This window comes from Pseudomonas fluorescens group sp. (assembly GCF_020093335.1).
GTDB classification, from domain to species: Bacteria; Pseudomonadota; Gammaproteobacteria; order Pseudomonadales; family Pseudomonadaceae; genus Aquipseudomonas; species Aquipseudomonas petroselini.
The window spans coordinates 223,117-249,607 of the sequence record NZ_JAIOKW010000006.1 but is presented as its reverse complement, the minus strand read 5'-3'; the positions used below and the strand labels follow the sequence as shown (position 1 = coordinate 249,607).

The following is a 26,491-nucleotide window of genomic DNA, read 5'->3' as shown; positions in this document are numbered from 1 at the left end:
AACTCCCCTCAGGTTTACTACTCCCTGAGTAATGGTTTTACCGACATCCTGCGTCGGGTCATCTAGGTCATCGAATGAACACATACACCCCCCACACCTGGGAGCCCCACGAGCGGCCCAGCCTGCCCGGTTCGCCGTCGACGCCGTTGCACCCCACCTATAAGCGTTGGTTGTTCGCGATGGTGGGGGTGCTGGTGGCAATTACCGGCGGGCTGGGTAACGCGCTGGTGATCGCCAACCTGCAATACCTGCAAGGTGCACTGGGCGCGACCACCGCTGAAATGGCCTGGCTCCCCGCCGCCTATGTGATGACCAACGTGTGCATGAACCTGCTGCTGGTGAAGTTTCGCCAGCAGTTCGGCCTGCGCGCATTCACCGAAGTGTTCCTGGTGCTGTATGCGCTGGTGACCTTCGGCCACTTGTTCGTCAACGACCTCAACTCCGCCATTGCGGTGCGGGCGGCCCACGGCATGGTGGGGGCGGCGCTGAGTTCATTGGGCTTGTACTACATGATCCAGGCCTTCCCGGCCAAGTGGCGCTTGAAGTCGCTGGTGCTGGGGTTGGGCACGGCGCAGTTGGCCTTGCCGCTGGCGCGGTTGTTCTCCGAAGATTTGCTGCAAATCGCCGAATGGCGCGGGCTGTACCTGTTCGAACTGGGCATGGCGCTGATCTGCCTGGGCTGTGTATTCCTGCTCAAGTTACCGCCCGGTGACCGCTTCAAGACCTTTGAAAAACTCGACTTCCTGACCTTCGCCATCCTGGCTACCGGTGTCGCGTTGCTCTGCGCCGTGCTGTCCCTGGGCCGCATCGATTGGTGGCTGGAGGCTCCGTGGATCGGCGTGGCCTCGGCCTGCTCCCTGGTGCTGATCATGGCTGGCCTGGCCATCGAGCATAACCGCGCCAACCCGATGCTCATGACCCGCTGGCTGGGCAGCGGCGTGATGATTCGCCTGGCACTGGCGGTGATCCTGATTCGCATGGTGCTGTCCGAGCAGTCCACCGGTGCCGTGGGGTTCATGCAGATGTTGAACATGAGCTACCAGCAGATGCACACGCTCTATGTGGTGATGCTCGCCGGGGCGATTGCGGGGCTGGCGGTCAGCGCCCTGACCATCAACCCGGCGCATTTGCTGATGCCGCTGGTGATTTCCCTGGCGCTGATGGCCACGGGGTCGGTGATGGACAGCTTTTCCAGCAACCTGACCCGGCCGCAGAACCTGTATATCAGCCAGTTCCTGCTAGGCTTCGGCGGGACGTTCTTCCTGGGGCCGACCATGGTGCTGGGCACCAAGAACGTGCTGGCCAACCCGCGCAACCTGGTGAGTTTTTCGGTGATGTTCGGCATTTGCCAGAACCTCGGCGGCCTGATCGGCGCGGCGTTGTTGGGGACGTTCCAGATCGTGCGCGAGAAATATCATTCGAGCATGATCGTCGAACACCTGACCCTGCTCGACCCGCGTGTGGCCGCGCGGGTGCAGAGCGGCGGCTCGGCCTACGGCGGCATTGTCGCCGACCCCGAGCTGCGCAACTTGATGGGCATTCGCAGCCTGGCCACGGCGGCGACCCGTGAAGCGAACGTGATGGCCTACAACGATGTCTTCATGCTGATCGCGATCATCGCAATACTGACCATGATCTGGATCTTTATCCGCAGTCTGTGGCTGATGAGCACCACCCAGGCAGCAGCCCCTTCCGTTCAACCCAGCGGCGCTTCTTCATGACCGAACCGACTTCCACCACCACGACCACCAACGCCATCGCTTCCACGCCGGAAGGCAGCACGCCTCCCGGGGCCACGGTGACCGAGCCGCGCTCCTTGCGGGTGCGCATCGTCTCGTCCCTGGGCTTTGCCGCGATTGCCATCGTTGGTGTGCTGATTGTGCTGTATGCCTGGCAATTGCCGCCGTTCAGCAGCGCGGTGGAAACCACCGAAAACGCGCTGGTGCGTGGGCAAGTCACGATTATCGGTCCGCAGCTCAGCGGCTATGTGTTCGACGTGCCGGTGCAGGATTTCCAGTACGTGAAGGCAGGCGATCTGCTGGTGCGCCTGGATGATCGTATCTACAAGCAGCGCCTCGACCAGGCGCTGGCGCAACTGGCGGTGCAGAAGGCGTCGTTGGCGAATGTGGTGCAGCAGCGCAACAGCGCCGAAGCCACCATCCAGTTACGCCAGGCGGCCTTGGTGGACAGCCAGGCGCAGGCGCGCAAAAGCACGGCCGACTTGCGCCGCAATGAAGCGTTGATCAGTGACGGTTCGGTGTCCAAGCGCGAGCTGGACGTGACCCGTGCCGCCAACGCGCAGACCGTCGCGGCGGTGGCCCAGGCCCAGGCCAGCCTGGAAATCGCGCGTCAGGACCTGCAGACGGTGATCGTCAACCGCGGTTCCCTGGAAGCGGCCGTGGCGAGTGCCGAGGCGGCGGTGGAGCTGGCGCGTATAGACCTGTCCAACACCCGCATCATCGCACCGCGTGACGGTCAGTTGGGGCAGATTGGCGTGCGCCTGGGGGCCTACGTCAACTCCGGCGCGCAGTTGATGGCGCTGGTGCCCAAGCAGCTGTGGGTGATCGCCAATATGAAAGAAACCCAGATGGACAATGTGCAGGTCGGCCAGCCGGTGACCTTCACGGTCGACGCCCTGAACCACCGCAAATTCCACGGCACGGTGCAACATATTTCCCCGGCCACCGGCTCGGAGTTCAGCCTGTTGCAGGCAGACAACGCCACCGGCAACTTCGTGAAGATCGCCCAGCGGGTGCCGGTGAGGATTACGGTGGATCCCGACCAGGCCGAGAGCGAGCGGTTGCGGCCGGGGTTGTCGGTCGTCGTCAGCATCGACACCGCTGGCCGCCTGAAAAACAGCCCACCCTGACATCACTGACACAACACAAATCAAAACTGTGGGAGGGGGCTTGCCCCCGATAGCGGTGCCTCAGCCACCCAATGTATTACTGATTCACCGCCATCGGGGGCAAGCCCTCTCCCACATTTTGAATGTATTTCAGGTTGAAGGTGAGGTGGGTTGACTGGCCCTGTTCCAGCAGTTTCAAACCGGGCCGCCCCGGCAGGTGATGGGCATTCACCGGATGGCTCACCGGCTCGATGCAAAAGAACCCCAACCCCGGCGGGCAATACAGCAGGAAGTAATCCGCGCCGCTCGCCTGGCATTCCAGCGCATAACCCAGCTCCGGTTGCTCGATCCGGCACTGCCCATCCCACTGGCAAAAACCATTGTCCACCAGGCCCTCGGGCAGGCTTTTCAATCCTTGGAAATCCCACTCGCCCGGCACCGGCGCCAACCCCGTCGGCAGCTTGGACGCATCACTCATCCACACCTGTGCGGCCTTGGCCCGCAACCGGGTACCCGGCCGACGCGGAAAGTACGGGTGCAAGCCCACGCCATGCCATGCGGCTGTTTCGGCCAGATGAGTCACCCGCAGTTCGATACGCAAGGCCCCATCGCTCAAGCGAATACGCTGCTCGGCGCGATAGGCAAACGGCGTGTCACATCGCACTTCCAGCACGGCTTCATCCGCCGACTGGCTAACCACCTGCCACGCTTGTTGCCAGGCCGAACCGTGAATCGGCAGCGGATCGGTCAGGCTGTTGGGCGTGAGTGCCAGCCAACCCTCGGGGTTATCGAAACCGCCGTGGGCAATGCGGTTGGACCAAGGCACCAACGGATAGCACCCCAGCTTGCCCGGCAAACCGGTGAGGATCGCCTGCTCATCGTTATGGCGCAGCAACGGCTGCCCGGTGGCGCGCACCGTCCAATTGACGAGGCTGCCGCCCACGGCCGGATTCACCGTGAGGTGGGTCAGGTTGTCTTCAAGTTCAATCATCATCACAGCACCACGCTGGGCAGCCACAGCGACAGCGCCGGAATGTAGGTCACGGCCATCAGGATCAGGAACAGCACCCCATAGAACGGCAGCAGCGCCTTCACGGTTTTCTCGATACTGACCTTGCCCACTGCCGCCCCCACGAACAACACGGCACCCACCGGCGGCGTAATCAAGCCAATGCCGAGGTTGACCAGCATGATCATGCCGAAGTGCACCGGGTCGACGCCGAGGCCGAGCACCACCGGCAGCAGGATCGGTGTGAGGATCAAGATCAATGGCGCCATGTCCATCACCGTGCCGAGCAACAACAACATGACGTTGATGCACATCAGGATCACGTAGCGGTTGTCCGACAGGGTCAGGAACATCGTGGTGATCTTCGCCGGGATCTGCATCAGGGTCATGATGTAGCCGAAGCTGGCGGCAAAGGCGATCAGGATCATCACGATGGAAATGGTGCGCACCGTGCGGTGCATCAGCTTGGGCAGCTCCCGCCACTTATAGTCACGGTAGATGAACATGGTCACGAAGAACGCCCAGAGCACGGCAATCGCGGCGGACTCGGTGGCGGTGAAGATGCCCGAGAGGATGCCGCCGAGGATGATCACCATGGCCATCAGGCCCCAGAGTGCGTCGGCGGCGATCTTCAGCGCTTGCTTCAAGGGGATGACGTCGCCCTTGGGGTAATTGCGCTTCTTCGCGAAGATCAGGCACAGCACCATCAGGCAGGCGCTCATCAGCAGGCCCGGTACCACGCCGGCCATGAACAGCGAGGCGATCGACACCGTGCCGCCCGCCGCGAGGGAGTAAAGCACCGAGTTATGGCTGGGCGGGGTCAGCAGCGCCTGCACCGAACCGCTGACGGTCACGGCCGTGGCGAACTCACGGGGATACCCGCGGCGTTCCATTTCCGGAATCAGCACCGAACCGACCGAGGCGGTGTCCGCCACCGACGAACCGGAAATCGCGCCGAAAAACGTCGAGGCCATGATATTCACCAAGGACAGGCCGCCCCGCACAAAGCCCACCAGCACCCCGGCAAACGCCACCAGCCGCCGCGACATGCCACCTTCGGCCATGATCGCCCCGGCCAGCACAAAGAACGGAATCGCCATCAGCGAAAACTTGTTCACCCCGCCGGCCACCTGAATCATCAGGGCCTGGAACGGAATGTCGATCCACCACGCGCCGATCAGCGCCGACAGCCCGAGGGCATAGGCCACGGGCATGCCGATCAGGATCAAGGCGATAAAACTGCCCAACAGAATCAATGCGTCCATATCAGGCGGCCCCTTCGCTTTCTTCAACCAGATCGAAACGCACGACCCGACGATTGCTCTGGTCACCGAGCAGGAGTTTTTCCACGACAAAGATCAGCGTCAGCAGGCCGCCAATGGGAATCGGCATATAGGTGATGCCCACGCGCAGGGTGGGGATGGCGCTCATGAACTGGTTCCAGGTGGACAGGCACAGCTTGGAGCCCCAGACGGTCATGAACAGGCAGATGATGGCCATCAACAGTTGTGAGACGACGCCGACCACTTGGCGTTGGCGCGGTGCGAGGCGGTCGGTCACTACCGCCACCGACATGTGGGCCCCCGCGCGGTAACTGGCGGCCGCGCCGACAAAGGTGAACACCAGCATCAGCAGGATGGCGGTAGGTTCCGGCCAACTCGAGCCGGTGCCGAGGATATAGCGGGCGAAGATGCCCCAGGGGATGATCAGTGCGACCCCGAGTACCGAGAGGCCGGCGACCCAGATGCAGGTCATGTAGATGCGGTCGTTGATGCGCAGCAGTAAATTCTTCATGGCGTTCACCGTAACCGGGCGCGTCCGCATGGGCCGCACCGGGCCTTGCTAGGGGGAAGGGAGGTTACTGAACGGCGTTGATACGCTCGATGATGTCGGCGTAGGGTGCGCCGTACTTATCACGTACCGCTGCGGTGGCGTCATAGAAGGGTTTTTTGTCGACGGTGATGAACTCGACACCGGCCTTTTTGAGTTTTTCCTCACTGCTGGCGGACTTGGCGTCCCACAGCACGCGCTCGTCAGCCTGGGCGGCCTTGGCGGCTTTTTTCACCATGTCCTGTTGCGCGGGGGTGAGTTTGTTCCAGGTGATTTTCGACATCACGATGGGTTCCGGCAGGATCAAGTGCTCGGTGAGGGTGTAGTACTTGGCATTCTGGAAGTGGTTGTGTTCCAGCAGGGTGGGGGGGTTGTTTTCCGCACCGTCGATCACGCCGGTCTGCAGGGCGCTGAAGATCTCGCCGGTGTCCATGGCGATGCCGTTGGCGCCCATGGCATTAAAGGCGTCGATGAACAGCGGGTTGCCTTGCACGCGGATCTTCATGCCCTTCAGGTCTTCGATCTTGCGCACCGGCTTCTTGGTGTAGAGGTTGCGCGTGCCGCCGTCCATCCAGGCCAGGGCGACCAGGCCGAATTCGGAGTTGGTGATCTTGGCGAGGATCTCGTCGCCGATCTCGCCGTCGATGACCTTGCGCATATGGGCCTGGTCACGGAACACGAACGGCAAGTTGAAGACGTTCACGTCCGGGACCACCGGGCCGACGATACCGAGGCTGACGCGGGTCATCTGCACGGCGCCGACCTGGGCCTGCTCGACCACTTCTTTCTCGGAGCCCAGCACACCGCCAGGGAAGTATTTGAAGGTCAGTTCGCCGTTGCTTTCCTTGGTCAGGGCTTTGCCCATGTTTTCTTCGGCCACGACGGTGGGGTAGCCGGCGGGGTGGATGTCGGCGAATTTGATTTCCAGCGCGTGGGCGGCGCTGCTCAGGGCGAAGCATGCAGCGGCGAGCAAGGTGCGTTTGAAGTCCATGGGGTACGTCTCCAGTCTTGTTATTGTTGTATTCAAGGCACAGCGATGCAGCTAGAGGGTGAACGTGGGCTCGGGTAAACCGGTGATGCCAGGATTGAGGGCGAATACGCCGCCGGCCAGCGACTGCTCACTCTGGTCGTCACGGATCGAGGTGACGTACAGGGTGTCCAGGCGACTGCCGCCAAAGGCGCACATGGTGGGTTTTTTCACCGGTACGGTGAGGGAACGGTCGAGACGCCCCTCGGGGGTGAAGCGGTGGATGAGCCCGGCGTCGTTGGCGCAGATCCAGTAGCAGCCATCGGCATCCACGGCGGCGCCGTCGGGTCGGCCGAGGTGCTTATGCATGTCCACGAACACGCGGCGATTGGACGGCGTGCCGGTCTCGATGTCGTAATCGAAGGCCCAGATCTGTTGCACCAGCGGGTGTGAATCCGAGGCGTACATCGTGCGGCCATCGGGGCTGAAGGCCAGGCCGTTGAGGGTGATGAAACCGTTCAACTGGGCATGGGGCAATGAACCCGATGCATAGCGATAGAGGATGCCTTCGGCTGCGTTCGCGCCCATGTTCAGCACCATGCTACCGGCCCAGAAACGGCCTTGGCGATCACAGCGGCCGTCGTTGAGGCGCATGTCCGGGCGTGGGTGTTTGACGCTCGCCAGAGACGTGGTGTCGAGGCTGCCGTCGTTGTGCGGTGTGAGTTGGAAGAAGCCGGTTTCCATCCCCGCGACCCAGTTGCCCGCGTCGGTGCGGGCGATACAGGCGAGCATCTGCGGGGCAGTCCAGGCGGCAACGTGGCCGGTGTCGGCGCTCCAGCGTTGCAGGCCACCGTTGGGAATATCCACCCAGTACAGGGCGTTTTCCTCCGGCACCCACACCGGGCATTCGCCCACGGCATTGCGGGCGTCGACAATCAATTCAGCGTTCATGGCAACTCATTCCCTTGGGTTGTTGTGCGCTCAGTCACCGAATGGCCCAGCGGCGCAGAACGCACCGCCCTGATAAACCTTGGCCGGGTCGTCGGCGGCGACCGGTGGCTGGGTTTCGACCTGCGCGCGGAAGACTTCGGAACTGTCTTTGGGGGCATAGCCCAGGTGTGCGGCGTAGCGGTTGTCCCACCAAGTGTCGAGGTTATCCGACATGCCGTAGACCACGGTGTGGCCGACGTTTGGCGTGTACAGCGCGCGCTCGAGCAGTTGAGTGAGGTCGTCGAAGCTCAGCCAGGTGTGCATCATCCGACGGTTCTGCGGTTCCGGGAACGATGAGCCGATGCGGATACTGACGGTCTCGATGCCATAGCGGTCGAAGTAGAAGCTCGCCATGTCTTCGCCGTAGGACTTGGACAGGCCGTAGTAGCTGTCCGGCCGGCGAGGGGAGTGGGCGTCGATTTTCTCGCCTTGTTTATAGAAGCCGATGACATGGTTGGAGCTGGCAAAAATCACGCGCTTCACACCGTGGCGGCGGGCGGCCTCGTAGATATGGAAAATGCCGCTGATATTGGCGCCGAGGACTTCTTCGAACGAACGCTCAACCGAAACGCCGCCAAAGTGCAGGATCGCATCGACACCTTCCACCAACTGGTGCACCGCGTGTTTGTCGGCGAGGTCGCAGGTGTGCACTTCTTCGGACGCGTCGGCAGCCGGAGCCATGTTGGCGATGTCGGACAGGCGCAGCACGTGGGCGTAAGGACGCAGGCGTTCACGCAGGACTTTGCCCAGGCCGCCGGCGGCGCCGGTGAGCAGTAGGCGGTTGAAGGGAGCGGGGGTGGTCGTGGTCATGGGGATTCCAAATTTTTGTTGTAGGTTGTCGTATGACTATGTCGAAGTATTGTGAGTGATCCCCCAGGTTGTCAACGTTCTTCCTGTAGTGAGCGGGCTTGCCCCGCGCTGGGCTGCGAAGCAGTCCTAAAACCAGACGCCGAGAACGACCTGATAAAACGCATAGACCTATTGGGGCTGCTTCGCAGCCCAGCGCGGGGCAAGCCCGCTCACTACAAGTATTCCAGGGGCTAGAGCAACGAGATCGGATAGCTGATAAAGATCCGGTTCTCATCAAACTCGTTGTTGCTGAAATCCCGACGCATGGTCGAGTTGCGCCACTTCACGTTGAGGTTCTTCAGCGCACCGCTCTGCACCGTGTAGGCCAGTTCCGACTCACGGCCCCATTCCTTGCCATCGGTGATCGCGCCGGTGTGCACATTGCTGCCGCTGATATAGCGGTTCATCAGGGTCAGCCCCGGCACGCCGAGCACCACGAAGTTGAAGTCGTGACGCAACTGCCAGGATTTTTCCTTGGCGTTGTCGTAGCTGGCGTTGTAGCTGTCGTTGGCCAGGGTACCGCCGCTGGTGCCGTTGATGCGCATCCAGGCGCTGTCGCCGGTGAGTTTCTGCAAGCCCACGTAGAAGGTGTGACCGTTGTATTTGGCCGAAAGCAGGGCGAAGGCGGTCTTGTTATCGAGGTCGCCGGCCAGGGCGCTGCCATCTTCCTTGCCGTTGAAGAAGCCGAGATTGGCGCCCAGGGTCCAGTCGCCCACCGGCTGGCTGTGGGTGAGGTTGAAGTATTGCTGCTGGTAGATATCGGTCAATTCGGCGTACCACAGGCCGACCTGGGTGCGCTTGTCGTTGAAGGTGTATTCGCCGCCGCCGAAGTTGAAGCGGTCGGAGGTAAACGCGGCCCTGCCGTTCATGAACATGTCTTCCATGCTCGCGTCGTTGCGCGGGCTGTTGCCGCGAAACTGGCCGCCATAGAGCGTCAGGCCGGCGATCTCGTTGGAGGTGACCTGGCCGCCACGAAAGGTCTGGGGCAGTGAGCGGCCATCGTCGGAGCGCAGGATCGGCAGTACCGGCATCCATTCGCCGACCTTCAATTCGGTCTTCGACAGTTTTGTCTTCAGCGCCACGCCCAGGCGCCCGAAGTTATCGGCAGGGCGGCCGTCGTCGTGGATCGGCAGCAGTTGAGTACCGCCAGTGCCTTTGCCGCCATCCAGCTTTTGTGAATACAGGCCCAGCACATCAATCCCGAAACCTACGGTGCCCTGGGTGAAGCCGGACTTCGCATCGAGAATGAAGCTCTGCGTCCACTCTTCGGCCTTGCCCTGAGGGTTGGTCGGGTTGGTGAAGTTGCGGTTGAAGTAGGCGTTGCGCAGGTTGAGCGTGGCCTTGGCGTCATCGATAAAACCTTCGGCGTGGACGCTGGGGGGGAGGGTGAACGCCAGGCTGCCGAGCGCGATGAGGCCGATACACGAGGACGAATTGCGGGCGAATTGACTCACGGTGGAGCTCCCTTTCGTTTGTTGTTTTTATTATTTGTTATACGTCGTCGTACAACATCGAGCGGGATATTTGCGGGGTTTTCAGGGCTTGTCAACTGGAAGTTATAGGATGACTGCCTCGACGTTGGTCAAAAGTGGGCAGGGTCAAGGTGGGCGGGGGGAATCAGCCGGCCAGAACCATGGGCGGCAACGTACCCAGCAGGGAAACGGCCGCCACCGCTGAAACACCTAGTAACCATTCCAGCATCACGCTGGACTTCAAACTGCCCAGTCGCTCGTCACAACGCTCCAGGCGCAAACGATTCAGCAACGCCAGCGCCAGCATGCCCAGCACCAACATCACCTTGATCAGCAAGATCAGCGCAAACCCATCGAACAGCGGTGTGGGCCACAGCTGCCCGGTGAGCACGCGCACATTGATCAGCCCGGTCATCAGCAAGCCCGTTACCAGCCCATAACCCACACCGCTGAAGCGCCGCAGGATCGGTTCCAGCGCGAAGCGTTGCGGCTGCCGGAGGATCAGCACCAGCACCAACAACCCGCCGAGCCAGGCGCCGACGCAGACCAAATGCACCACCTGGTTGAGGATCAGCAATTGCCCGCTCAGGCCATCGAGCATCGCGCCATGGCCGACGGGAGCGAGGGTTGCCAGCAGCAGCGCGATCAAGGGCAGGCGCAGCGCCGCCCAGGGTCTGATCAGCACCATTACCAGCAACAGGTTGAGCAATAAATGCCAGGCCCAGACCTGGCCAAAAAACGTCTTGCCCAACACCAATTGCACGGTGGCTGGTTGCAGTGCCGCGTCCCAACTGCCGGCCATGCTGGCGGTGATCAGTATCAACCACGCCACGCCAGAGATCAGCCCGAGCCAGGCCAGGGCGCGCGTGATGCGCAGCAACTGCCGGTCCAGCGCCGGCTGCGGTTCAGCGCCCAGCAGCCAGGGCCTGAATACGCAGGCCCCGAACATCAGCAACACGACGATGAAATGCAGGAAACGGCACAGCACCAGCAGCGTCGCCATGGGTTATTGGCCGACCTTGAAGCTGTATTCGCCGTTGCTCTTATGGGTGTCGACCGACACCGCGTTCCACACCACTTTGTAGTTCCCGGCGGCAAGAGGGGCGGCCGGCGTGACCACCAGGGTTTTCTTGTCGGCGTCCGGGGTTTCCAGGCCCTTGATGGCGACTTCGGTACCGTCCTTGCTCAGGGACACCTTGGTGAACGTGGCTTCGACGCCCTCGCTGAAGGTCAGGCGCAGGTCGGCAGGGGCGGCGACGGTGCTGTCGGCGGCAGGGGTAGCGCTTTTCAAGTGGGCATGGGCAAATGCGGCTGAGGCGCCCAGCAGGGAGGCGAGCAGGGCGACGGCAGTCAGGGCTTTCTTGATCAACATTGGGCAATACCAATCAATGGATAGGAGCCGGGAGTGTACGAAGTTTCGACTTCGCTTGTCGCCCCGATCTAGAGCGGATGGTAGTCTTTGGGGCATGTCGTCGTCAGGGAGCCCTTATGGGCAATCACAAGATCGGAATTCGTCGGGTCAACGTCGAGAAAATCCTTTTGGCGGCGGAGAAAATCTTCGCCGAAAAGGGCTATGGCAGCACCGCCATGGCCGATATCGCGCAAGAAGTGCAACTGCCGCGCTCCAACCTGCATTACTACTTCACCACCAAGAGCGAGCTTTACAGCGCCGTGCTGTTCGACCTGCTGGAAGTGTGGAAACAGGACGCCCTGAGCTTCGAAACCTTCGATGACCCACGGGTGGTGCTCAGCAGTTATATCCGCGCCAAAATGCAGCGCTCGCGTACGCGGCCGTATGGCTCGAAAGTCTGGGCCAACGAAATCATCCATGGCGCGCCGACGCTCGGCGAGGCGCTGGATGAAAGCCTGTACGACTGGGCCAAGATGAAGGAAGCGAAAATTCGCCAGTGGGTGGAAGACAAACGCATCCTCCCGGTGGAGCCGTCGAGCCTGCTGTACATGATCTGGGCCTCGACACAGCACTACGCCGACTTTGATCATCAGGTGAAGATCCTGAATGATCACCAGCCGTTGTCGGACATGCAGTTCGAGAGGGCAATACAGACGGTGACGGGCGTGATTTTGCGCGGGATTGGGTTGGAGCCTTGATCTTTGTTGGGGCTGAGGGCCTCATCGGGGGCAAGCCCCCTCCCACACCTGACTGCATTTCACCTGAAAGAATGCGGTCGAATGTGGGAGGGGGCTTGCCCCCGATGGCGGTCTAAAGGCCTACACAGCCTCCCGGTAAGGATTCCTCGGATCCTGCGTCCAATTCAAGAACGGCTTGCCCGTGTCGATGGGCACCATCTCGATACAGTCCGCCACCGGACAGGTGATCTGGCACAGGTTGCAGCCCACACACTCATCATCAATCACTTCGTATTGATGCGTGCCATCCGCCTGCTTCAAGCTTGCGATCGCCTGGTGCGACGTATCCTCGCAGGCGATATGGCAACGCCCACAACCAATGCAGGCTTCCTGATCAATCTTCGCAATCACCTGATAGTTGATATCCAGGTACTTCCAATCCGTCGTATTGCCCACCGCACGGCCGGAAAATTCCTGCAGGCTGGTGTAACCCTGACTGTCCATCCACCGCGACAGCCCGTCCTTCATCTCGTCCACGATCCGAAACCCATGCAGCATCGCCGCCGTGCACACCTGCACCGCGCCGCAGCCCAGGGCGACGAATTCAGCCGCGTCGCGCCAGTTGCCGATACCGCCGATGCCGCAGATCGGCAGGCCTTGTGTTTGCGGGTCACGGGCGATTTCGGCGACCATGTTCAGCGCAATCGGCTTCACCGCTGAACCGCAGTAGCCGCCGTGGGTGCTCTGAGTGCCGACCATCGGCAGGGCGACCATGCGTTCCAGGTCCACGCTGGTGATGGAGTTGATGGTGTTGATCAGCGACACCGCGTCGGCCCCCCCGCGATACGCCGCCCGCGCCGCGACGCGGATGTCGGTGATGTTCGGCGTGAGCTTGACGATCACCGGCAGCGAGCAATACGTCTTGCACCAGCGCGTCACCTGTTCCACATACTCCGGCACCTGGCCCACCGCCGCGCCCATGCCACGTTCGGGCATGCCGTGGGGGCAACCGAAGTTCAGTTCGATACCGTCGCAACCGGTGGCTTCCACCCGCGGCAGGATGTTTTTCCAGGACTCCTCAACGCACGGCACCATCAGCGACACGATCAGCGCTCGATCCGGCCAGTCCTTTTTTACCTGGGTGATTTCCCGCAGGTTGATCTCCAGCGAGCGGTCGGTGATCAACTCGATATTGTTGATGCCCAGCACTTCGCGGTTGGCGCCATAGTGCGCCGAGTAGCGGGAGGACACGTTGACCGCCGCCGGGTCTTCACCCAGGGTTTTCCACACCACGCCGCCCCAGCCTGCTTCAAACGCGCGAACCACATTGTAGGCTTTGTCGGTGGGCGGCGCGGAGGCCAGCCAGAACGGGTTGGGGGCCTTGATACCGGCGAATACAATCGAGAGATCGGCCATTATGCAGCCTCCACATTCAGCATGAGTTGGGCGTGCATGGCTTCGGCGGCCAGCTTGCCATGTTGCACGGCCTGCACGGTGAGGTCCTGGCCGAGGCTGACGCAGTCGCCACCGGCGTAAACCCCGGGAATACTGGTGCGCAGCTGCTCGTCGACGAAGATCCGCTCGCCCACGCGGTGCAGCTGTTGTGCCAGCGGATCGTGCAGTGCCTCGCTGTCAAAACCCTGGCCGATGGCCTTGAAGATCGCATCGGCAGCCAGTTCGAAGGTTTCGCCGGTGGGTTGCAGGCGGCCGTTGTCCAGGCGCGTGCGGGCGAAACGCATGCCGCGCACATGGCCCTGATCGTCCAACAGCACTTCTTCGGGTTGGGCCCACGTCAGCAGGCGCACTTGGTTGGCCTTGGCGATGTCCTGTTCATGGTGGGTCGCGCCCATGTCGGCCAGGCCTCGACGGTAGACGAGGTTGACGTCGCGGGCGCCGAGGCGGGCCATTTGCACGGCCATGTCGATGGCGGTATTGCCGGCACCGAGCACGATGCAGCGGTCGGCCAGGGGCAGTTGTGTGAGGTCATCGGCCTGGCGCAGTTCGCGGATGTAGTCGGTGGCGGCGAGCAGGCCGGGGGCGTCCTCGTGGGGCAGGCCCAGCTGTTTGCTCGCGGCCAGGCCGAGCCCCAGGAATACCGAATCGAATTGCTGATGCAGTTCGCTGAGGGTGAGAGTGTCCCCCAGGCGCTGGCCGTGGCGGATCTCGATGCCGCCGATCTGCAGGAGGAAATCCAGCTCTTTCTGGGCGAAGTCGTCCACCAGTTTGTACTTGGCGATTCCGTATTCATTCAGGCCGCCAGCCTTTTCCCGCGCTTCGAAAATCACCACGTCATGGCCGTGCAGGGCGGCGCGATGGGCGCAGGCCAAACCCGCAGGCCCGGCGCCGACCACGGCGATGCGCTTGCCGGTGGGGGCGGCGCGCTGGAAGGGGTGTTCGCTGAAGTGCGCGTTGTCGATGGCATAGCGTTGCAGCAGGCCGATCAGCACCGGGGCGCATTCTTCGGCGTTATTGCGCACGCAGGCCTGCTGGCACAGGATCTCGGTGGGGCACACCCGCGCGCAGCTGCCGCCGAGGATGTTGGCCGAGAGGATTTTCTGCGCGGCACCTTGCACGTTTTCGGTGTGGATGTTGCGGATGAACGAGGGGATGTCGATCTCGCTGGGGCACGCGTTCACGCACGGCGCGTCGTAGCAATACAGGCAGCGCGAGGCTTCCAATTGTGCCTGGCGTGCGTTGAGGGGCGGTGCCAGGTCGGTGAAATGGCTGGCGAGGGTGGCTCCATCCTCAACGGGATGGGGGAGGTGGGTCAGGGTCTGGATCACGGTGGTGGCCTCACGGTTATTGAGGTGCTGCCTCTGATGGGCAGTGGTTTTTGTGTTGCCTGTACTGGCCTCATCGGGAGCAAGCCCCCTCCCACATTGGGTGGGAGGGCGCTTGCTCCCGATAGCGGTCTCAGCGGTTCACAGCAACCGGCTTGGAATGCGCTGCCCGCTTGCTCAACTGCTCAAACACCGCCGGGTACGCCGGCCGCTCCACATACCGCCCCGCACCGCGCTCGGCCCTCAGGTCGCCATCGGCCCAGACCAGCTTGCCCTGGCTGATGGTGTGGCTCGGCACACCGCGCACGGTCTTGCCTTCGAAGATATTGAAGTCGACCTGCTGATGATGGGTCTTGGCGGAAATGGTCCGTGTACCCTCGGGGTCCCACAACACCAGGTCGGCATCCGCACCCACGCGGATCGCGCCTTTGCGCGGGTAGAGGTTGAAGATCTTCGCGGTGTTGGTGGAGGTCAGCGCGACGAACTCCTGCATCGACAGGCGCCCGGTGTTGACGCCTTCGTCCCACAGCAGCGCCATGCGGTCTTCGATGCCGGCGGTGCCGTTGGGGATCTTGCTGAAGTCGTCTCGGCCGGCGGCTTTTTGCTCGGCGCAGAAGCAGCAATGGTCGGTGGCGGTGGTGTGCAGGTTGCCGGATTGCAGGCCATGCCACAGCGCCTCCTGATGCCCGCGCGGGCGGAACGGCGGGCTCATCACGTAGCCGGCGGCGGTTTGCCAGTCGGGGTGTTGGTAGACGCTGTCGTCCAGCAGCAGGTGGCCAGCGAGGACTTCGCCATACACCGGTTGGCCCTTGCTGCGCGCATAGGTGATCTCATCCAGCGCTTCTTTGGTCGACACGTGCACCAGGTACAGCGGCGTGCCGATAGTCTCGGCGATGCGGATCGCGCGGCTGGCCGCTTCACCTTCAACCTGGGATGGGCGCGACAGCGGGTGTGCTTCCGGCCCGGTGATGCCCTGGGCCATCAGCTTGCGTTGCAGGTGGTACACCAGCTCGCCGTTCTCGGCATGCACGGTGGGCACCGCGCCCAATTCCAGGCAACGCTCGAAGCTGGCGACCAGGGTGTCGTCCGCCGCCATGATCGCGTTTTTGTAGGCCATGAAATGCTTGAAGCTGTTGATGCCATGGTGGCTGACCAGCTCGGCCATTTCCTCGCGCACCTGCTCGCTCCACCAGGTAATCGCCACATGGAAGCCATAGTCGGACGCGGATTTTTCCGCCCAGCCGCGCCACTGGTGAAACGCGTCCATCAAGGATTGCTGCGGGTTGGGGATCACAAAGTCGATGATCGACGTAGTGCCCCCCGCCAGGCCTGCTGCCGTGCCACTGAAAAAGTCTTCACTGGCCACGGTGCCCATGAAGGGCAGTTGCATGTGGGTGTGGGGGTCGATGCCGCCGGGCATCAAATATTGACCGCTGCCATCGAGTATCTCAGTGCCGGCGGGAACGTTCAGGTTCGTGCCAATGGCGCGAATTAGACCGCCTGCGCATAACACATCGGCGCGGTAACTTTCATCATGGGTAATAACGGTGGCGCCACGGATCAACAGCGACATGTCGAGTTCCTCACAGGCTTGACCGGCTTGTGCCAGTTCTAAGTGTTGTAATGCTGCTTACCGATGGTCGGTTAATTCCTGTCATCGGTGACAGGAATAGAAACTAGCCCGAGTTTTTCGATTGAGCAAGAAGATTTTTTATAAGCTTATAGCGTGTTTAATTTATTGATTTATAAGTTAAAAATTTATAAATCACCAAAATGTGGCGGCCGCTCACCATTTTGACGCACTTGACAGGTTCGCAAATTGAGCAACATTTCTTATTGCAAATCAGACGCTTGAGAGATGCCTCTTGACGAAGACAGTTAATAAAAATAATTGTGTTGCACCAGATTGAGTCCGGAGGGTTCGGGCAACTTACGCATTATTTAGCCTGAGTAACGTGGCAAGTACCGCGGGCTCAATCGGAAAGCTGATTAACATCAGCCAGTTATATAAGCGGTACGGGTTCGAGGGCCGTAGTCGGCACGGTTATTGAGTGCAGTGGCGGCTGGCCGGGTCCGTGATGTCATGTTGTTTATGAGGTACTCCGGCCATCCGGCGCAGCGCGTTGGATGAGCAACAATAATTCGAAAAAACCGTGGAGCGGCCATGCAACAGAACAGATCGCAAGTCATTGAACGCAACGGCCTGTACGAACTCGACGCCGGCCCCGACGTCCTCGACAGCCCGCGCTACAACCACGACATGGCACCGACCAAGGTGCATGAACGCACTTGGAACAAGTGGCACATCACCGCGCTGTGGGTCGGCATGTCGATCTGCGTGCCCACGTATACCTTGGGCGGGGTGCTCACCGCGTATTTCGGCTTGTCGGTGGGCGAGGCGCTGATGGCGATTTTGCTGGCCAACATCGTGGTGCTGATCCCGCTGACCCTCAACGCCTTCCCCGGCACCAAGTACGGCATACCGTTCCCAGTGTTGTTGCGCTCATCGTTCGGCATCCTCGGTTCCAACGTGCCGTGCCTGATCCGGGCGCTGGTGGCGTGCGGGTGGTTTGGTATCCAGACGATGTTTGGCGGGCTGGCGATTCACCTGTTCCTGGGCTCGATTTTCGACGGCTGGAAGTCCCTCGGCGGTACGGGTGAAGTGATTGGCTTCATGATTTTCTGGTGCCTGAATTTGTGGGTGGTGCTGCGCGGCGCCGAATCGATCAAGCGCCTTGAAACGTTGTCGGCGCCGTTGCTGGTGGCGGTGGGGATCGGCCTGTTGGTGTGGGCAATGCCTAACGTGTCGATCAGCGAATTGATGGCGATCCCGCCCAAGCGTCCGGAGGGCGCGAGCCTCACCGGTTACTTCATGGCCGGCCTCACCGCGATGGTGGGTTTCTGGGCCACCTTGTCGCTGAATATTCCCGACTTCAGCCGCTACGCAAAAAGCCAGAAGGACCAGATTCTCGGGCAGATTTTCGGCCTGCCGCTGACCATGTTCCTGTTCGCCGCCCTCGGCGTGATCATGACCGCCGCCTCGGTGAAATTGGTGGGCGTCAGCGTGTCCGATCCCGTCACCCTGATCGGGCATATCCAGAGCCCGGTGTGGGTGGCGGTGGCGATGGCGTTGATCATCGTCGCTACCCTGTCCACCAACACGGCGGCGAACATCGTGTCGCCGACCAACGACTTCCAGAACATCGCGCCCAAGCTGATCAACCGCACCACCGCCGTGATCCTGACCGGGTTGGTGGGGTTGGCGTTGATGGGCCATGAACTGCTGAAAAAGCTTGGCCTGATCGTTTCCGATGTGAGCCTGGAAACCGTGTATTCCAACTGGTTGCTCGGCTATTCAAGCCTGTTGGGGCCGATTGCCGGGATCATGGTGGTGGACTACTTCATCACCCGCAAACAACAACTGGACCTGGCCGGGCTGTACCGCGATGACGTGTACCCGGCGTGGAACTGGAGTGGCTTTATCGCGTTTGGCGTGCCGGTGGTGCTGACCTTGCTGTCATTGGGCAGCGATGCGTTCAGCTGGTTCTACAGCTATGGCTGGTTCACCGGTTCGGCGCTGGGCGGCTTGCTGTATTACGGCTTGAATGCCAAGCGTGGTATCAGCCCGGTCGCTGCTAAGTCACCGCTGTAACGGAAGTGGAATGCAATCCAAATGTGGGAGGGGGTTCCACCTGTTCCACTTATAAAAAACCAGCCTGAGGAGATCCCCATGAACGCTGCCCTCGACGTTCTGCAATCGACCCATCAGCACATCAACCGCGACCGCTTGTGGCAATCCCTGATGGACCTGGCCAGACTCGGCGCCACCCCCAAGGGCGGCGTGTGTCGGCTGGCCCTGACCGACCTCGACCGCAAGGCCCGCGACCTGTTTGTGCAGTGGTGCGAGGACGCCGGTTGCACCGTCACCATCGACGGTATCGGCAACATCTTCGCGCGCCGCCCCGGCCGCAATCCTGACCTGCCACCGGTGATGACCGGCAGCCATATCGACACCCAGCCCACCGGTGGCAAGTTCGACGGTTGCTTCGGTGTGCTGGCGGGCGTGGAAGTGCTGCGTACCCTCAACGACCTCAAGATCGAAACCGAGGCGCCGCTGGAAGTGGTGGTGTGGACCAACGAGGAAGGCTCGCGTTTCCCCCCGTGCATGATGGGCTCCGGCGTGTTCGCCGAGAAATTCACCCTGGCCGATACCCTGGCCAAGGTCGATGTAGACGGCGTCAGCGTCGGCGATGCACTGAATGCGATTGGTTATGCGGGCACACGTCCCGTCAGCGGTCATAAAGTGGGGGCGTATTTCGAGGCGCATATCGAACAGGGACCCATTCTTGAGGACGAGCAGAAAACCATCGGCGTGGTGCTCGGCGCACTGGGGCAGAAGTGGTTTGACCTGAAACTGCGCGGCGTCGAAGCGCATGCGGGGCCGACGCCGATGCATTTGCGCAAGGACGCCCTGGTCGGCGCGGCGGCAGTGGTGGCGGCGGTGAATGCCGCAGCGCTGGGTCATCAACCCCATGCGTGTGGGACGGTGGGTTGCCTGCAGGCCTATCCCGGCTCGCGCAACGTGATCCCTGGCGAAGTGCGCATGACCCTGGATTTCCGTCACCTTGAGCCGGCGCGGCTGGACTCGATGATTGCCCAGGTGCGCAAGGTGATCGATGAAACCTGTGCCAAGCATGGCTTGAGTTTTGAGATGGAGCCCACGGCGGATTTCCCACCGCTGTATTTCGACAAAGGCTGCGTCGACGCCGTGCGCGATGCGGCGAACGGCCTGGGCCTGTCGAACATGGACATCGTCAGCGGGGCAGGGCACGACGCGATCTTCGTCGCAGAGCTGGGTCCGGCGGGGATGATCTTTGTGCCCTGTGAAGGCGGCATCAGCCATAACGAAATCGAGAATGCCGCACCGGATGATCTGGCTGCTGGGTGTGCGGTTCTATTACGCGCAATGGTGGCAGCTTCCGCCGCAATCGCCAGCGGCAAGTTAGCCGCCTGAAATACGGTAGAAAAAATGTGGGAGGGGGCTTGCCCCCGATAGCGGTGGGTCAGTCACCCTGTTATCGGGGGCAAGCCCCCTCCCACATTTGAACAGTGTGTGATGTTAGATCCAGATGGCATCCCACAATGGGTAGTCGCCGATCTTTTTCACCAGACCTGCTCTCAATGGATTGGCCACTACATACCTCGCCATCTTCACTAGATCATCCTCCTTGCGCAGTGCGCGGTCATGAAAGCTTTCCTGCCAGAGTCTTCCCTTGCGACCACTCACGCCATTAACGGACCGCGTGCTCTTGGATTTTACCTGTCGCATCAGATCTGCAAGAGAGCCTTTTTTCAGCTCAATAATCCAATGGAAATGGTCCGGCATGATCACCCACGCAATTGAGTTCGCGAGCCCTTGGTGTTGTGCCAGCCGAAATTGCCAGACCAGCAGCCGACCCAAGTGGAAGTTGCTGAAAATGGGAATGCGTTCGTGAGTGTTGGTGGTGATGAGGTAGATACGGTTGGGTTCGCTGAAGCGTCCGATGCGCAGGCGGTGTGACGCGGGTAATTCTGCCATTCCCTGGCCCTCTCAAGATGCGTCTAGAGAGGCTAGATTGGAGGGCCGCAGGGTGAGGGGCGGACTTTTGGCAGGATGTGTCTGGAAGGGCGCGATCGGGAGCAAGCCCCCTCCCACCTTGGCTCTGCGGTGTTCACACATTATGTGTCCGGCACCGGACACGTGTGGGAGGGGGCTTGCCCCCGATGGCAGTCGTTCAGTTGATAGTGATGTGACTGACCCGCCGTGTCAGGCGCCAGGTTGCCACCCACCGCCCAGCGCAGTCACCAACCCCACGCTCGCCTGCAACTGCCGTGTCTGCACCGCCTGCAACGTCCTCTGCGCCTGCAACGCCGCCGTCTGCGCCGTCACCACGTCCAGGTAACTCACGGCCCCGGCCTGGTAGCTGTTCATCGCCAGCGATTGGGTGTGCTGCGCCGCATCCGCCGCCGCTTGTTCATCCTGCGCCTCAAGCTGCAAATCCCGCAGTTGCGCCAGGTTGTCTTCCACCTCGCGCACGGCCTTCAATACCTGGCTGCGGTAGTGCGCCGAGGCTTCTTCAAACTCGGCCTTGGCCTGGCGTTCATTGGCGCTCAAGCGCCCGCCATCGAAGATCGGCAGGTTCACCAGCGGCCCCAACGCCCAGTAGCGATTACCGGCGGACAGCAAGTTGCCAACGCCCTGGGTTTGCCCGCCAATCAGCCCGGTCAGGCTGAAATCCGGGTACCACGCCGCCTTGGCCACGCCGATATTGGCGTTGGCGGCGAACACCCGGCGCTCTGCCGCCGCGATGTCGGGGCGGCGTTGCAGCAGGTGGCTCGGCAATTGTGAGGGAATGCCCGGCAGCGCGATCAGTTGCTGGCTCGGCGGCAGGGTGAAGTCACTGGCCGCCACACCCACCAACTCGCCTATTGCATGCTCGGTCAGGTTGCGTTGCCCGCGCACTTCATCCCGTTGCGCCTTGGCCTCGGCGAGCTGGTTTTGCGCACGGGTCAGGTCCAACTCCGAAGCAATCTGGCCCTCATACCGACTGCGGGTCAGTTGCAGTGCCTGGCTGAAGTCATCCAGCGAACGGTCGAGAATCCGCGCCTGCGCGTCCAGCCCATTGAGCTGCACATACAAGGTTGCCAACTGATGCTGCAAGCTCAGGCGCGCCACCGCCAAATCGTCACCCGAGGCTTGCGCCTGGGCATCGCCGGCCGCGACTTGGTTACGGATTTTTCCCCACAGGTCCAGGTCGTAACTCAGCGAGAAGCCTGCCGTATTGCTGTTGTACACCGACGGCTGCGTGGTTCCCCGCAGCGGCCGCGAGTCCGATTGCCGCTGGCGCAGCGGCTGCGCGCTGGCGGTGATCTGCGGGAACAGCCCGGCATGCAGTTGGCTGGCATACGCCTGGGACGCATCGAAGTGCGCCAGCGCCGCCGCCAGGTCCGGGTTGGCCCGGAGCAGTTGCTGTTGCAGGTCATTCAGGCGCGCGTCGTGGTAGAGCGTCCACCATTCGGGGGCCATTTGGTCGGACGGTTGCGCGCTGTGCCAAGGGCCGTCGCTGGTCTGTTCGCGGTAATGCGCGGGCAGGTCAAGCGACGGCACCTTGTAGGCGGGCGCCATCGAGCAGCCCTGCAACGCCAGCAGCATCAATGCTGCGAGAGGTTTAAGCCTTGGGCGCATGCGCACCTCCCGAGGCATCGGCCAACTGCACCGGGTCGCCTTCGCGCAGGGCATCGGGCGGGTTGTCGACGATACGGTCGGCGGGTTTCAAACCTTGGTCGATGACCAGGCGTTCGCCCAGGTCGAGGCCGATGTGGATGTCTTGCAGGTGCACATGATTCTGCGCATCCAGCACCGCCACTTGGGTGCCTTGGGCACGGAAGATCAACGCGCTGGCCGGGATGCTCACGCCATGGGTGTCGGCTGGAATCGGCAAGGTGGCTTCGGCGTAGTCGCCGGGCAGCAACTCGCCATTGGGGTTGTCGGCGACGAACTGCGCGAGCAACGTGCCGGAGCGGCGGTCGATGGCGGTGGAGTCGCCGATCAGGCGCGCCTTGAAATGCTCGCCTGGATGCTCGGGCACGGTCAGTTCGGCTTCAAGCCCTGGGTGGATGACGGCCGCGTAGTTCTGCGGCACCGGCACATACAGGCGCAATTGATGCGTGTCGGCGATGTTGAACAGTTCCGGGTCGCTGTCGGTATCGGCCTTGATCAGCTGGCCGATATCGGTGTTTCGCGCGGTGATGGTGCCGGCGAAGGGCGCACGGAGGGTCTTGTAGCTTTCCAGGGCCGACAAGCGCGCATAGTCGGCAGCGGCGGCTTCAGCATTGGCTTTGGCTGCCGCCGCGTTGGAGGTTTTTTCATCGGCTTCCTGGCGCGACACCGAATGACTGGCCAGCAGGTTTTGCCAGCGTGTCGCCGTGGTGGCGGCCAGGCGTGCATTCGCCTGCTCCTGGATCAAGCGCGCATGGGTCTGCGCCAACTGTTGGTCGAGGTCGGGGCTGTCGATTTCGGCAAGGATCTGCCCGGCCTTGACCTGACTGCCGATATCCACTTTCCAGTCCTTCAAATAGCCACTGACCCGGGCATGAATCGGTGCCTTGCTCCAGGCTTCAAGGTGCGCAGGCAGGCGCAGGGTATCGCCGGCGACGTTCTGCTTGGGCTGGAACACCATCACCTGCGGGATGGCGGCGGTTTCAGTCCAGGCCGTGACCGATTGTTCGTGCAGCGTGCGGGCATGCAGGCCGTTGGCGACCAACAGGGCGGCCAGGGTCAGGCCGCCGACACCCATGAGCATCAGACGCTTGCGCGAGGGTTTGTGATCAGACGACATGTGGGGTTTCTCCTGCAACTGCGCGAGTAGGCTGACGACCGTGGACCAGGCTGAAGACCACGGGAACAAACAACAAAGTGGCGAGGGTGGCGAAGATCAAGCCGCCGATGACGGCGCGCCCGAGCGGGGCGTTCTGCTCCTCGGAAATCGCCAGCGGCAGCATGCCGATGATCATCGCCAGGGCGGTCATGCACACCGGACGGAAGCGTGTGTAACCGGCCTCCATGGCGGCTTTCAACGCGTCGCCATGTTCGGCCAGGCGCTCACGGCAGAAGCTCACCACCAGGATCGAGTTGGCCGTGGCGACGCCCATGCACAAGATGGCGCCGGTGAGTGCCGGTACCGACAATGAGGTGCCGCTGAGGAACAGCATCCACACAATCCCGGCGAGCGCCGCCGGCAAGGCCGTAATGATCACAAACGGGTCGGACCACGACTGGAAATTGACCACGATCAGCAGGTAGATCAGCACCACGGCGCCGAGCAGGCCAAGGCTCAGGCCGCTGAAGGCTTCATGCAGTGCGTCGATCTGCCCATGCAGGCTGATTACCGCACCTTTGGGCCGCAGGGCAGCGGTGTCATCCAGCACTTTTTGCACATCACGGGCCACGCCGCCGAGGTCGCGGCCTTGCACGTTGGCGTACAGGTCCAGGGTCGGTTCGATGTTGTAGTGGGTCACCACCGCCGGGCTTTGCACGCGGGAGATGGTCGCCACGCCGCCGAGGATCTGCGACTGGCCGTCGGCGCCGGTCACCGGCAAGGCCTCCAGAGAGGGCAGGCTGTCGAGGCGGTATTGCGGGGTGGCGGCGACGATGGAATAGGACACGCCGTTGGCCGGGTTGAGCCAGAAGGTCGGCGCCACCTGGGAGCTGCCGGCGAGCGAGGCGACCATGCTGTTGGTCACGTCACGCTCGGTGATGCCCAGGCCATTGGCGCGCATACGGTCGACGTTCACCTGCAGCGACGGATAGCCGGTGGACTGCTGGATGCGCAGGTCGGCGATGCCCGGTACGTGCTGCAACCGGCGCTCAAGCTCCACGGCGTAGGCGCGGTTTTCTTCATCGCTGCGCCCGGAGATTTTCACGTCCAGCGGGGCCGGGGCACCGAAGTTGAGGATCTGGCTGCTGATGTCCGCCGGCAGGAAGGCGAAGTGGCTGCCAGGGAAACTGTGCGGCAGCGCTTCACGCAGTTTTTTCACGTAGTCGGCGGTCGGTGCGTGGTCCTTTTTCAGGCTGACTTGGATGTCGCCATCCTGCGGGCCGATGGTGCCGCTGCTGCTGTAGGCCATGTCGATGCCGCTGAGCGGGATGCCGATGTTATCGACGATGGTGTCCAGCTCTTCGGCAGGGATGATTTCGCGGATCCGCGCTTCAATGCGGTCGAAGGCGGCGGCGCTTTCTTCTATGCGCGTGCCCAGCGGCAGGCGCACATGCAATGCCAGGGCACCTGCGTCGGTGGCCGGGAAGAAGTCCTGGCCCAGGCTCGGAAGGAGCAGGAATGACGCCAGCACGCAGGCCAGGAAACCGACGATAAAGCGCTTGCGATTGCCCAGGGCCAAGGTCAGCAGGCCGTGATAGGTGTCGCGGATGTTCGAGAAGTGGCGCTCGAAACCCTGCTGGAAATTCAGCACCGATTGCAGCACGGCATTGCGCTGCTGGGTGTGCTGCTCGCCCTCGTGGTGGTTGATGAATTCGTCTTCCGGGTGATGCCCCGCACCTGGCTCCGGCGTGTGCGGCTTGAGCAGGAACATTGCCAGGGTCGGCACCAACGTACGCGAGAGGATGAACGAACTGGCCATGGCAAAGATCACCGCCAGCGCCATCGGCCGGAACAGGTAACCGGCGATGCCTTGCAGCAAAAACATCGGCACGAACACGATGCAGATGCACAGCAGCGAGACGAACGCCGGGCCGACAATTTGCGCGGCACCGTCGAGGATTGCCGTCTTCACCGGCTTGCCTTGTTCCAGGTGCCAGTTGATGTTTTCGATGGTCACCGTGGCGTCGTCCACCAGGATCCCCACCGCCAACGCCAGCCCGCCGAGGGTCATCACGTTGAGGGTTTGCCCGCTGACCGCCAGCAGTGCGATGGCCGATAGCACGGCCAGCGGAATCGAGGCGGCAATAATGATCGTGGAGCGCCAGCTGCCGAGGAACAGCAGGATCATCGCACTCGTCAGCAGTGCGGCGATGATGCCTTCCTGGGCCACGCTGCCGACCGATTGTTTGACGAACACCGAGGCGTCGCCCAGTAATGAAGTCTTCAGTGACGGTGGCAGGGTTTCGTTGATGCGCGGCAGCATCTGGCGGATGCCGTCGATGATCGACAGGGTCGAGATGCTGCCGTTTTTAAGCGCCGGCATCAGCACCGCACGGTGGCCGTCGACGCGCACGATGTTGGTCTGCGGCGGCGAGCCGTCACGCACGTGGGCGACCTGGCCGATGGTGATCAGCGCGCCGTCGACGGTCTTGATCGGCAGGTCGTTGAGTTCATCGATGGCTTTGGGGCTGTTATTCAGCAGGATCGTGTATTCGTTGGGGCCGAGCTTGGCGGTGCCCACCGGGATGATCTGGTTCTGCAGCGCCAGGGCGTTGCCCACGTCCTGGGCCGACAGGCCTTTGGCGGCGAGTGCCTGTGGGTCAAGGTCGAGGGTGATCTGGCGTTGCTTGCCGCCCATGGGCGTGGGCATGGCCAGGCCGGGCAGGGCGCTCAAGGGCAGGCGGATGTTGTTCTGCACCAGGTCGCGGATCCTGGCTTCCGACAGGCTGGGGCTGGAGAACGCCATCTGCAGGATCGGCACCGTGGAGGCGCTGTAGTTGAGGATCAGCGGCGGTGTGATACCCGGCGGCATCTGCTTGAGCACGGTTTGTGACACCGCCGTCACTTGGGCGTTGGCGGTGCGGATATCCACGCCGGGCTGGAAGAAGATCTTGACGATGCCCATGCCGGGCAGCGATTGCGATTCGATGTGTTCGATGTCGTTGACGGTGGTGCTCAGGGAGCGTTCGTAGGTGTAGATCACACGACCAGCCATGGCGTCCGGCGACAGGCCGTTGTACTGCCAGACCACGGCGACCACGGGGATGCCGATATCGGGGAAAACGTCAGTGGGCGTACGCAGGGCCGCCATCGGCCCGATGATGCAGATGAATATGGCCAACACGATAAACGTGTACGGCTTTTGCAGTGCGGTCTTTACCAGCCCGAGCATGCGTGAACCTCCGGAGGAGCAGGATTGCAAACCCCGGCAGTCTCACGCGACCCACCTAACACGCACCTT

21 protein-coding genes are annotated in these 26,491 nt (G+C 62.0%); 5 read left to right on the top strand and 16 right to left on the bottom strand.

From position 1 onward, the window contains the following. Positions 1 to 74: 74 nt before the first annotated feature. Together K7431_RS09885 and K7431_RS09880 are read left to right on the top strand one after the other, a co-directional pair. Positions 75 to 1,721, top strand: a complete 1,647-nt coding sequence (locus tag K7431_RS09885; protein ID WP_015884750.1) for an MFS transporter — start codon at positions 75 to 77, stop codon at positions 1,719 to 1,721. Further along, the gene (locus tag K7431_RS09880; RefSeq protein WP_015884749.1) at positions 1,718 to 2,869 is read left to right on the top strand and encodes an HlyD family secretion protein; all 1,152 of its coding nucleotides are present in this window, start codon (positions 1,718 to 1,720) and stop codon (positions 2,867 to 2,869) included. Before K7431_RS09885 ends, K7431_RS09880 begins: the two co-directional genes overlap by 4 nt. Positions 2,870 to 2,945: 76 nt before the next feature. Here the strand turns inward: K7431_RS09880 and K7431_RS09875 are convergent, their stop codons facing one another. From K7431_RS09875 to copC, 9 genes are all read right to left on the bottom strand, one after another. Then, positions 2,946 to 3,839: an aldose 1-epimerase gene (locus tag K7431_RS09875; RefSeq protein ID WP_043206291.1), complete on the bottom strand. Its 894-nt coding sequence runs from the start codon at positions 3,837 to 3,839 to the stop codon at positions 2,946 to 2,948. Positions 3,840 to 3,841: 2 nt separating this feature from the next. After that, positions 3,842 to 5,122, bottom strand: a complete 1,281-nt coding sequence (locus K7431_RS09870) for a TRAP transporter large permease (RefSeq protein WP_015884747.1) — start codon at positions 5,120 to 5,122, stop codon at positions 3,842 to 3,844. 1 nt (position 5,123) lies between these two features. After that, positions 5,124 to 5,651, bottom strand: coding sequence for a TRAP transporter small permease (locus tag K7431_RS09865; protein ID WP_015884746.1), 528 nt, complete (start codon positions 5,649 to 5,651; stop codon positions 5,124 to 5,126). A gap of 64 nt (positions 5,652 to 5,715) precedes the next feature. After that, a complete protein-coding gene (locus K7431_RS09860; RefSeq protein WP_015884745.1) occupies positions 5,716 to 6,678 on the bottom strand; it encodes a TRAP transporter substrate-binding protein in 963 nt (320 codons plus the stop codon). Positions 6,679 to 6,729: 51 nt separating this feature from the next. After that, entirely contained in the window at positions 6,730 to 7,605 is an 876-nt protein-coding gene (locus tag K7431_RS09855) for an SMP-30/gluconolactonase/LRE family protein (RefSeq protein WP_015884744.1), read from the bottom strand. Positions 7,606 to 7,635: 30 nt separating this feature from the next. Continuing rightward, a complete protein-coding gene (locus K7431_RS09850; RefSeq protein ID WP_015884743.1) occupies positions 7,636 to 8,454 on the bottom strand; it encodes an NAD-dependent epimerase/dehydratase family protein in 819 nt (272 codons plus the stop codon). Positions 8,455 to 8,684: 230 nt separating this feature from the next. Further along, on the bottom strand, positions 8,685 to 9,947 hold the full coding sequence (locus tag K7431_RS09845; RefSeq protein ID WP_015884742.1) for an OprD family porin: 1,263 nt from the start codon (positions 9,945 to 9,947) through the stop codon (positions 8,685 to 8,687). 163 nt (positions 9,948 to 10,110) lie between these two features. Further along, positions 10,111 to 10,968, bottom strand: coding sequence for a copper homeostasis membrane protein CopD (gene copD / locus K7431_RS09840; RefSeq protein WP_015884741.1), 858 nt, complete (start codon positions 10,966 to 10,968; stop codon positions 10,111 to 10,113). A gap of 3 nt (positions 10,969 to 10,971) precedes the next feature. Then, positions 10,972 to 11,337 carry a copper homeostasis periplasmic binding protein CopC gene (copC, locus tag K7431_RS09835; RefSeq protein WP_015884740.1) on the bottom strand — a complete coding sequence of 122 codons (366 nt, stop codon included), beginning with the start codon at positions 11,335 to 11,337 and terminating at the stop codon, positions 10,972 to 10,974. A 116-nt stretch (positions 11,338 to 11,453) separates the two neighbouring features. On the opposite strand from copC, the gene K7431_RS09830 reads away from it, so the two are divergent. After that, entirely contained in the window at positions 11,454 to 12,074 is a 621-nt protein-coding gene (locus K7431_RS09830) for a TetR/AcrR family transcriptional regulator (protein WP_043205574.1), read from the top strand. 120 nt (positions 12,075 to 12,194) lie between these two features. Here the strand turns inward: K7431_RS09830 and preA are convergent, their stop codons facing one another. From preA to hydA, 3 genes are all read right to left on the bottom strand, one after another. After that, positions 12,195 to 13,472, bottom strand: coding sequence for an NAD-dependent dihydropyrimidine dehydrogenase subunit PreA (gene preA, locus K7431_RS09825; RefSeq protein ID WP_173390408.1), 1,278 nt, complete (start codon positions 13,470 to 13,472; stop codon positions 12,195 to 12,197). Continuing rightward, the gene (locus tag K7431_RS09820; protein ID WP_015884737.1) at positions 13,469 to 14,836 is read right to left on the bottom strand and encodes an NAD(P)-dependent oxidoreductase; all 1,368 of its coding nucleotides are present in this window, start codon (positions 14,834 to 14,836) and stop codon (positions 13,469 to 13,471) included. Before K7431_RS09820 ends, preA begins: the two co-directional genes overlap by 4 nt. 130 nt (positions 14,837 to 14,966) lie before the next feature. Then, positions 14,967 to 16,406, bottom strand: a complete 1,440-nt coding sequence (gene hydA, locus K7431_RS09815; RefSeq protein WP_015884736.1) for a dihydropyrimidinase — start codon at positions 16,404 to 16,406, stop codon at positions 14,967 to 14,969. 591 nt (positions 16,407 to 16,997) lie between these two features. Between hydA and K7431_RS09810 the strand changes: the two genes are divergently transcribed. Together K7431_RS09810 and K7431_RS09805 are read left to right on the top strand one after the other, a co-directional pair. Continuing rightward, complete coding sequence (locus K7431_RS09810) at positions 16,998 to 18,485, top strand: NCS1 family nucleobase:cation symporter-1 (protein WP_015884735.1); 1,488 nt, start codon at positions 16,998 to 17,000, stop codon at positions 18,483 to 18,485. A 78-nt stretch (positions 18,486 to 18,563) separates the two neighbouring features. Then, positions 18,564 to 19,847 carry a Zn-dependent hydrolase gene (locus K7431_RS09805; RefSeq protein WP_015884734.1) on the top strand — a complete coding sequence of 428 codons (1,284 nt, stop codon included), beginning with the start codon at positions 18,564 to 18,566 and terminating at the stop codon, positions 19,845 to 19,847. Positions 19,848 to 19,952: 105 nt separating this feature from the next. On the opposite strand, the gene K7431_RS09800 is transcribed toward K7431_RS09805, so the two are convergent. The 4 genes from K7431_RS09800 to K7431_RS09785 form a co-directional block, all read right to left on the bottom strand. Continuing rightward, positions 19,953 to 20,411, bottom strand: a complete 459-nt coding sequence (locus tag K7431_RS09800; protein ID WP_015884733.1) for an REP-associated tyrosine transposase — start codon at positions 20,409 to 20,411, stop codon at positions 19,953 to 19,955. Between the two features lie 228 nt (positions 20,412 to 20,639). After that, the gene (locus tag K7431_RS09795; protein ID WP_015884732.1) at positions 20,640 to 22,058 is read right to left on the bottom strand and encodes an efflux transporter outer membrane subunit; all 1,419 of its coding nucleotides are present in this window, start codon (positions 22,056 to 22,058) and stop codon (positions 20,640 to 20,642) included. Then, positions 22,042 to 23,211, bottom strand: a complete 1,170-nt coding sequence (locus K7431_RS09790) for an efflux RND transporter periplasmic adaptor subunit (RefSeq protein ID WP_015884731.1) — start codon at positions 23,209 to 23,211, stop codon at positions 22,042 to 22,044. The genes K7431_RS09795 and K7431_RS09790 overlap by 17 nt, the downstream gene beginning before the upstream one ends. Further along, on the bottom strand, positions 23,201 to 26,422 hold the full coding sequence (locus K7431_RS09785; RefSeq protein WP_015884730.1) for an efflux RND transporter permease subunit: 3,222 nt from the start codon (positions 26,420 to 26,422) through the stop codon (positions 23,201 to 23,203). Before K7431_RS09785 ends, K7431_RS09790 begins: the two co-directional genes overlap by 11 nt. Positions 26,423 to 26,491: the final 69 nt, after the last annotated feature.

What these genes read in the sequence shown, in the direction of transcription:
- K7431_RS09795 (WP_015884732.1), bottom strand. Translation starts at nt 22,058, where the DNA reads ATGCGCCCAAGGCTTAAACCTCTCGCAGCATTGATGCTGCTGGCGTTG.
- copC (WP_015884740.1), bottom strand. Translation starts at nt 11,337, where the DNA reads ATGTTGATCAAGAAAGCCCTGACTGCCGTCGCCCTGCTCGCCTCCCTG.
- K7431_RS09830 (WP_043205574.1), top strand. Translation starts at nt 11,454, where the DNA reads ATGGGCAATCACAAGATCGGAATTCGTCGGGTCAACGTCGAGAAAATC.
- K7431_RS09865 (WP_015884746.1), bottom strand. Translation starts at nt 5,651, where the DNA reads ATGAAGAATTTACTGCTGCGCATCAACGACCGCATCTACATGACCTGC.
- K7431_RS09870 (WP_015884747.1), bottom strand. Translation starts at nt 5,122, where the DNA reads ATGGACGCATTGATTCTGTTGGGCAGTTTTATCGCCTTGATCCTGATC.
- K7431_RS09855 (WP_015884744.1), bottom strand. Translation starts at nt 7,605, where the DNA reads ATGAACGCTGAATTGATTGTCGACGCCCGCAATGCCGTGGGCGAATGC.
- hydA (WP_015884736.1), bottom strand. Translation starts at nt 16,406, where the DNA reads ATGTCGCTGTTGATCCGTGGCGCCACCGTTATTACCCATGATGAAAGT.
- K7431_RS09810 (WP_015884735.1), top strand. Translation starts at nt 16,998, where the DNA reads ATGCAACAGAACAGATCGCAAGTCATTGAACGCAACGGCCTGTACGAA.
- K7431_RS09880 (WP_015884749.1), top strand. Translation starts at nt 1,718, where the DNA reads ATGACCGAACCGACTTCCACCACCACGACCACCAACGCCATCGCTTCC.
- K7431_RS09785 (WP_015884730.1), bottom strand. Translation starts at nt 26,422, where the DNA reads ATGCTCGGGCTGGTAAAGACCGCACTGCAAAAGCCGTACACGTTTATC.
- K7431_RS09805 (WP_015884734.1), top strand. Translation starts at nt 18,564, where the DNA reads ATGAACGCTGCCCTCGACGTTCTGCAATCGACCCATCAGCACATCAAC.
- K7431_RS09800 (WP_015884733.1), bottom strand. Translation starts at nt 20,411, where the DNA reads ATGGCAGAATTACCCGCGTCACACCGCCTGCGCATCGGACGCTTCAGC.
- copD (WP_015884741.1), bottom strand. Translation starts at nt 10,968, where the DNA reads ATGGCGACGCTGCTGGTGCTGTGCCGTTTCCTGCATTTCATCGTCGTG.
- K7431_RS09860 (WP_015884745.1), bottom strand. Translation starts at nt 6,678, where the DNA reads ATGGACTTCAAACGCACCTTGCTCGCCGCTGCATGCTTCGCCCTGAGC.
- K7431_RS09850 (WP_015884743.1), bottom strand. Translation starts at nt 8,454, where the DNA reads ATGACCACGACCACCCCCGCTCCCTTCAACCGCCTACTGCTCACCGGC.
- K7431_RS09875 (WP_043206291.1), bottom strand. Translation starts at nt 3,839, where the DNA reads ATGATTGAACTTGAAGACAACCTGACCCACCTCACGGTGAATCCGGCC.
- K7431_RS09885 (WP_015884750.1), top strand. Translation starts at nt 75, where the DNA reads ATGAACACATACACCCCCCACACCTGGGAGCCCCACGAGCGGCCCAGC.
- K7431_RS09790 (WP_015884731.1), bottom strand. Translation starts at nt 23,211, where the DNA reads ATGTCGTCTGATCACAAACCCTCGCGCAAGCGTCTGATGCTCATGGGT.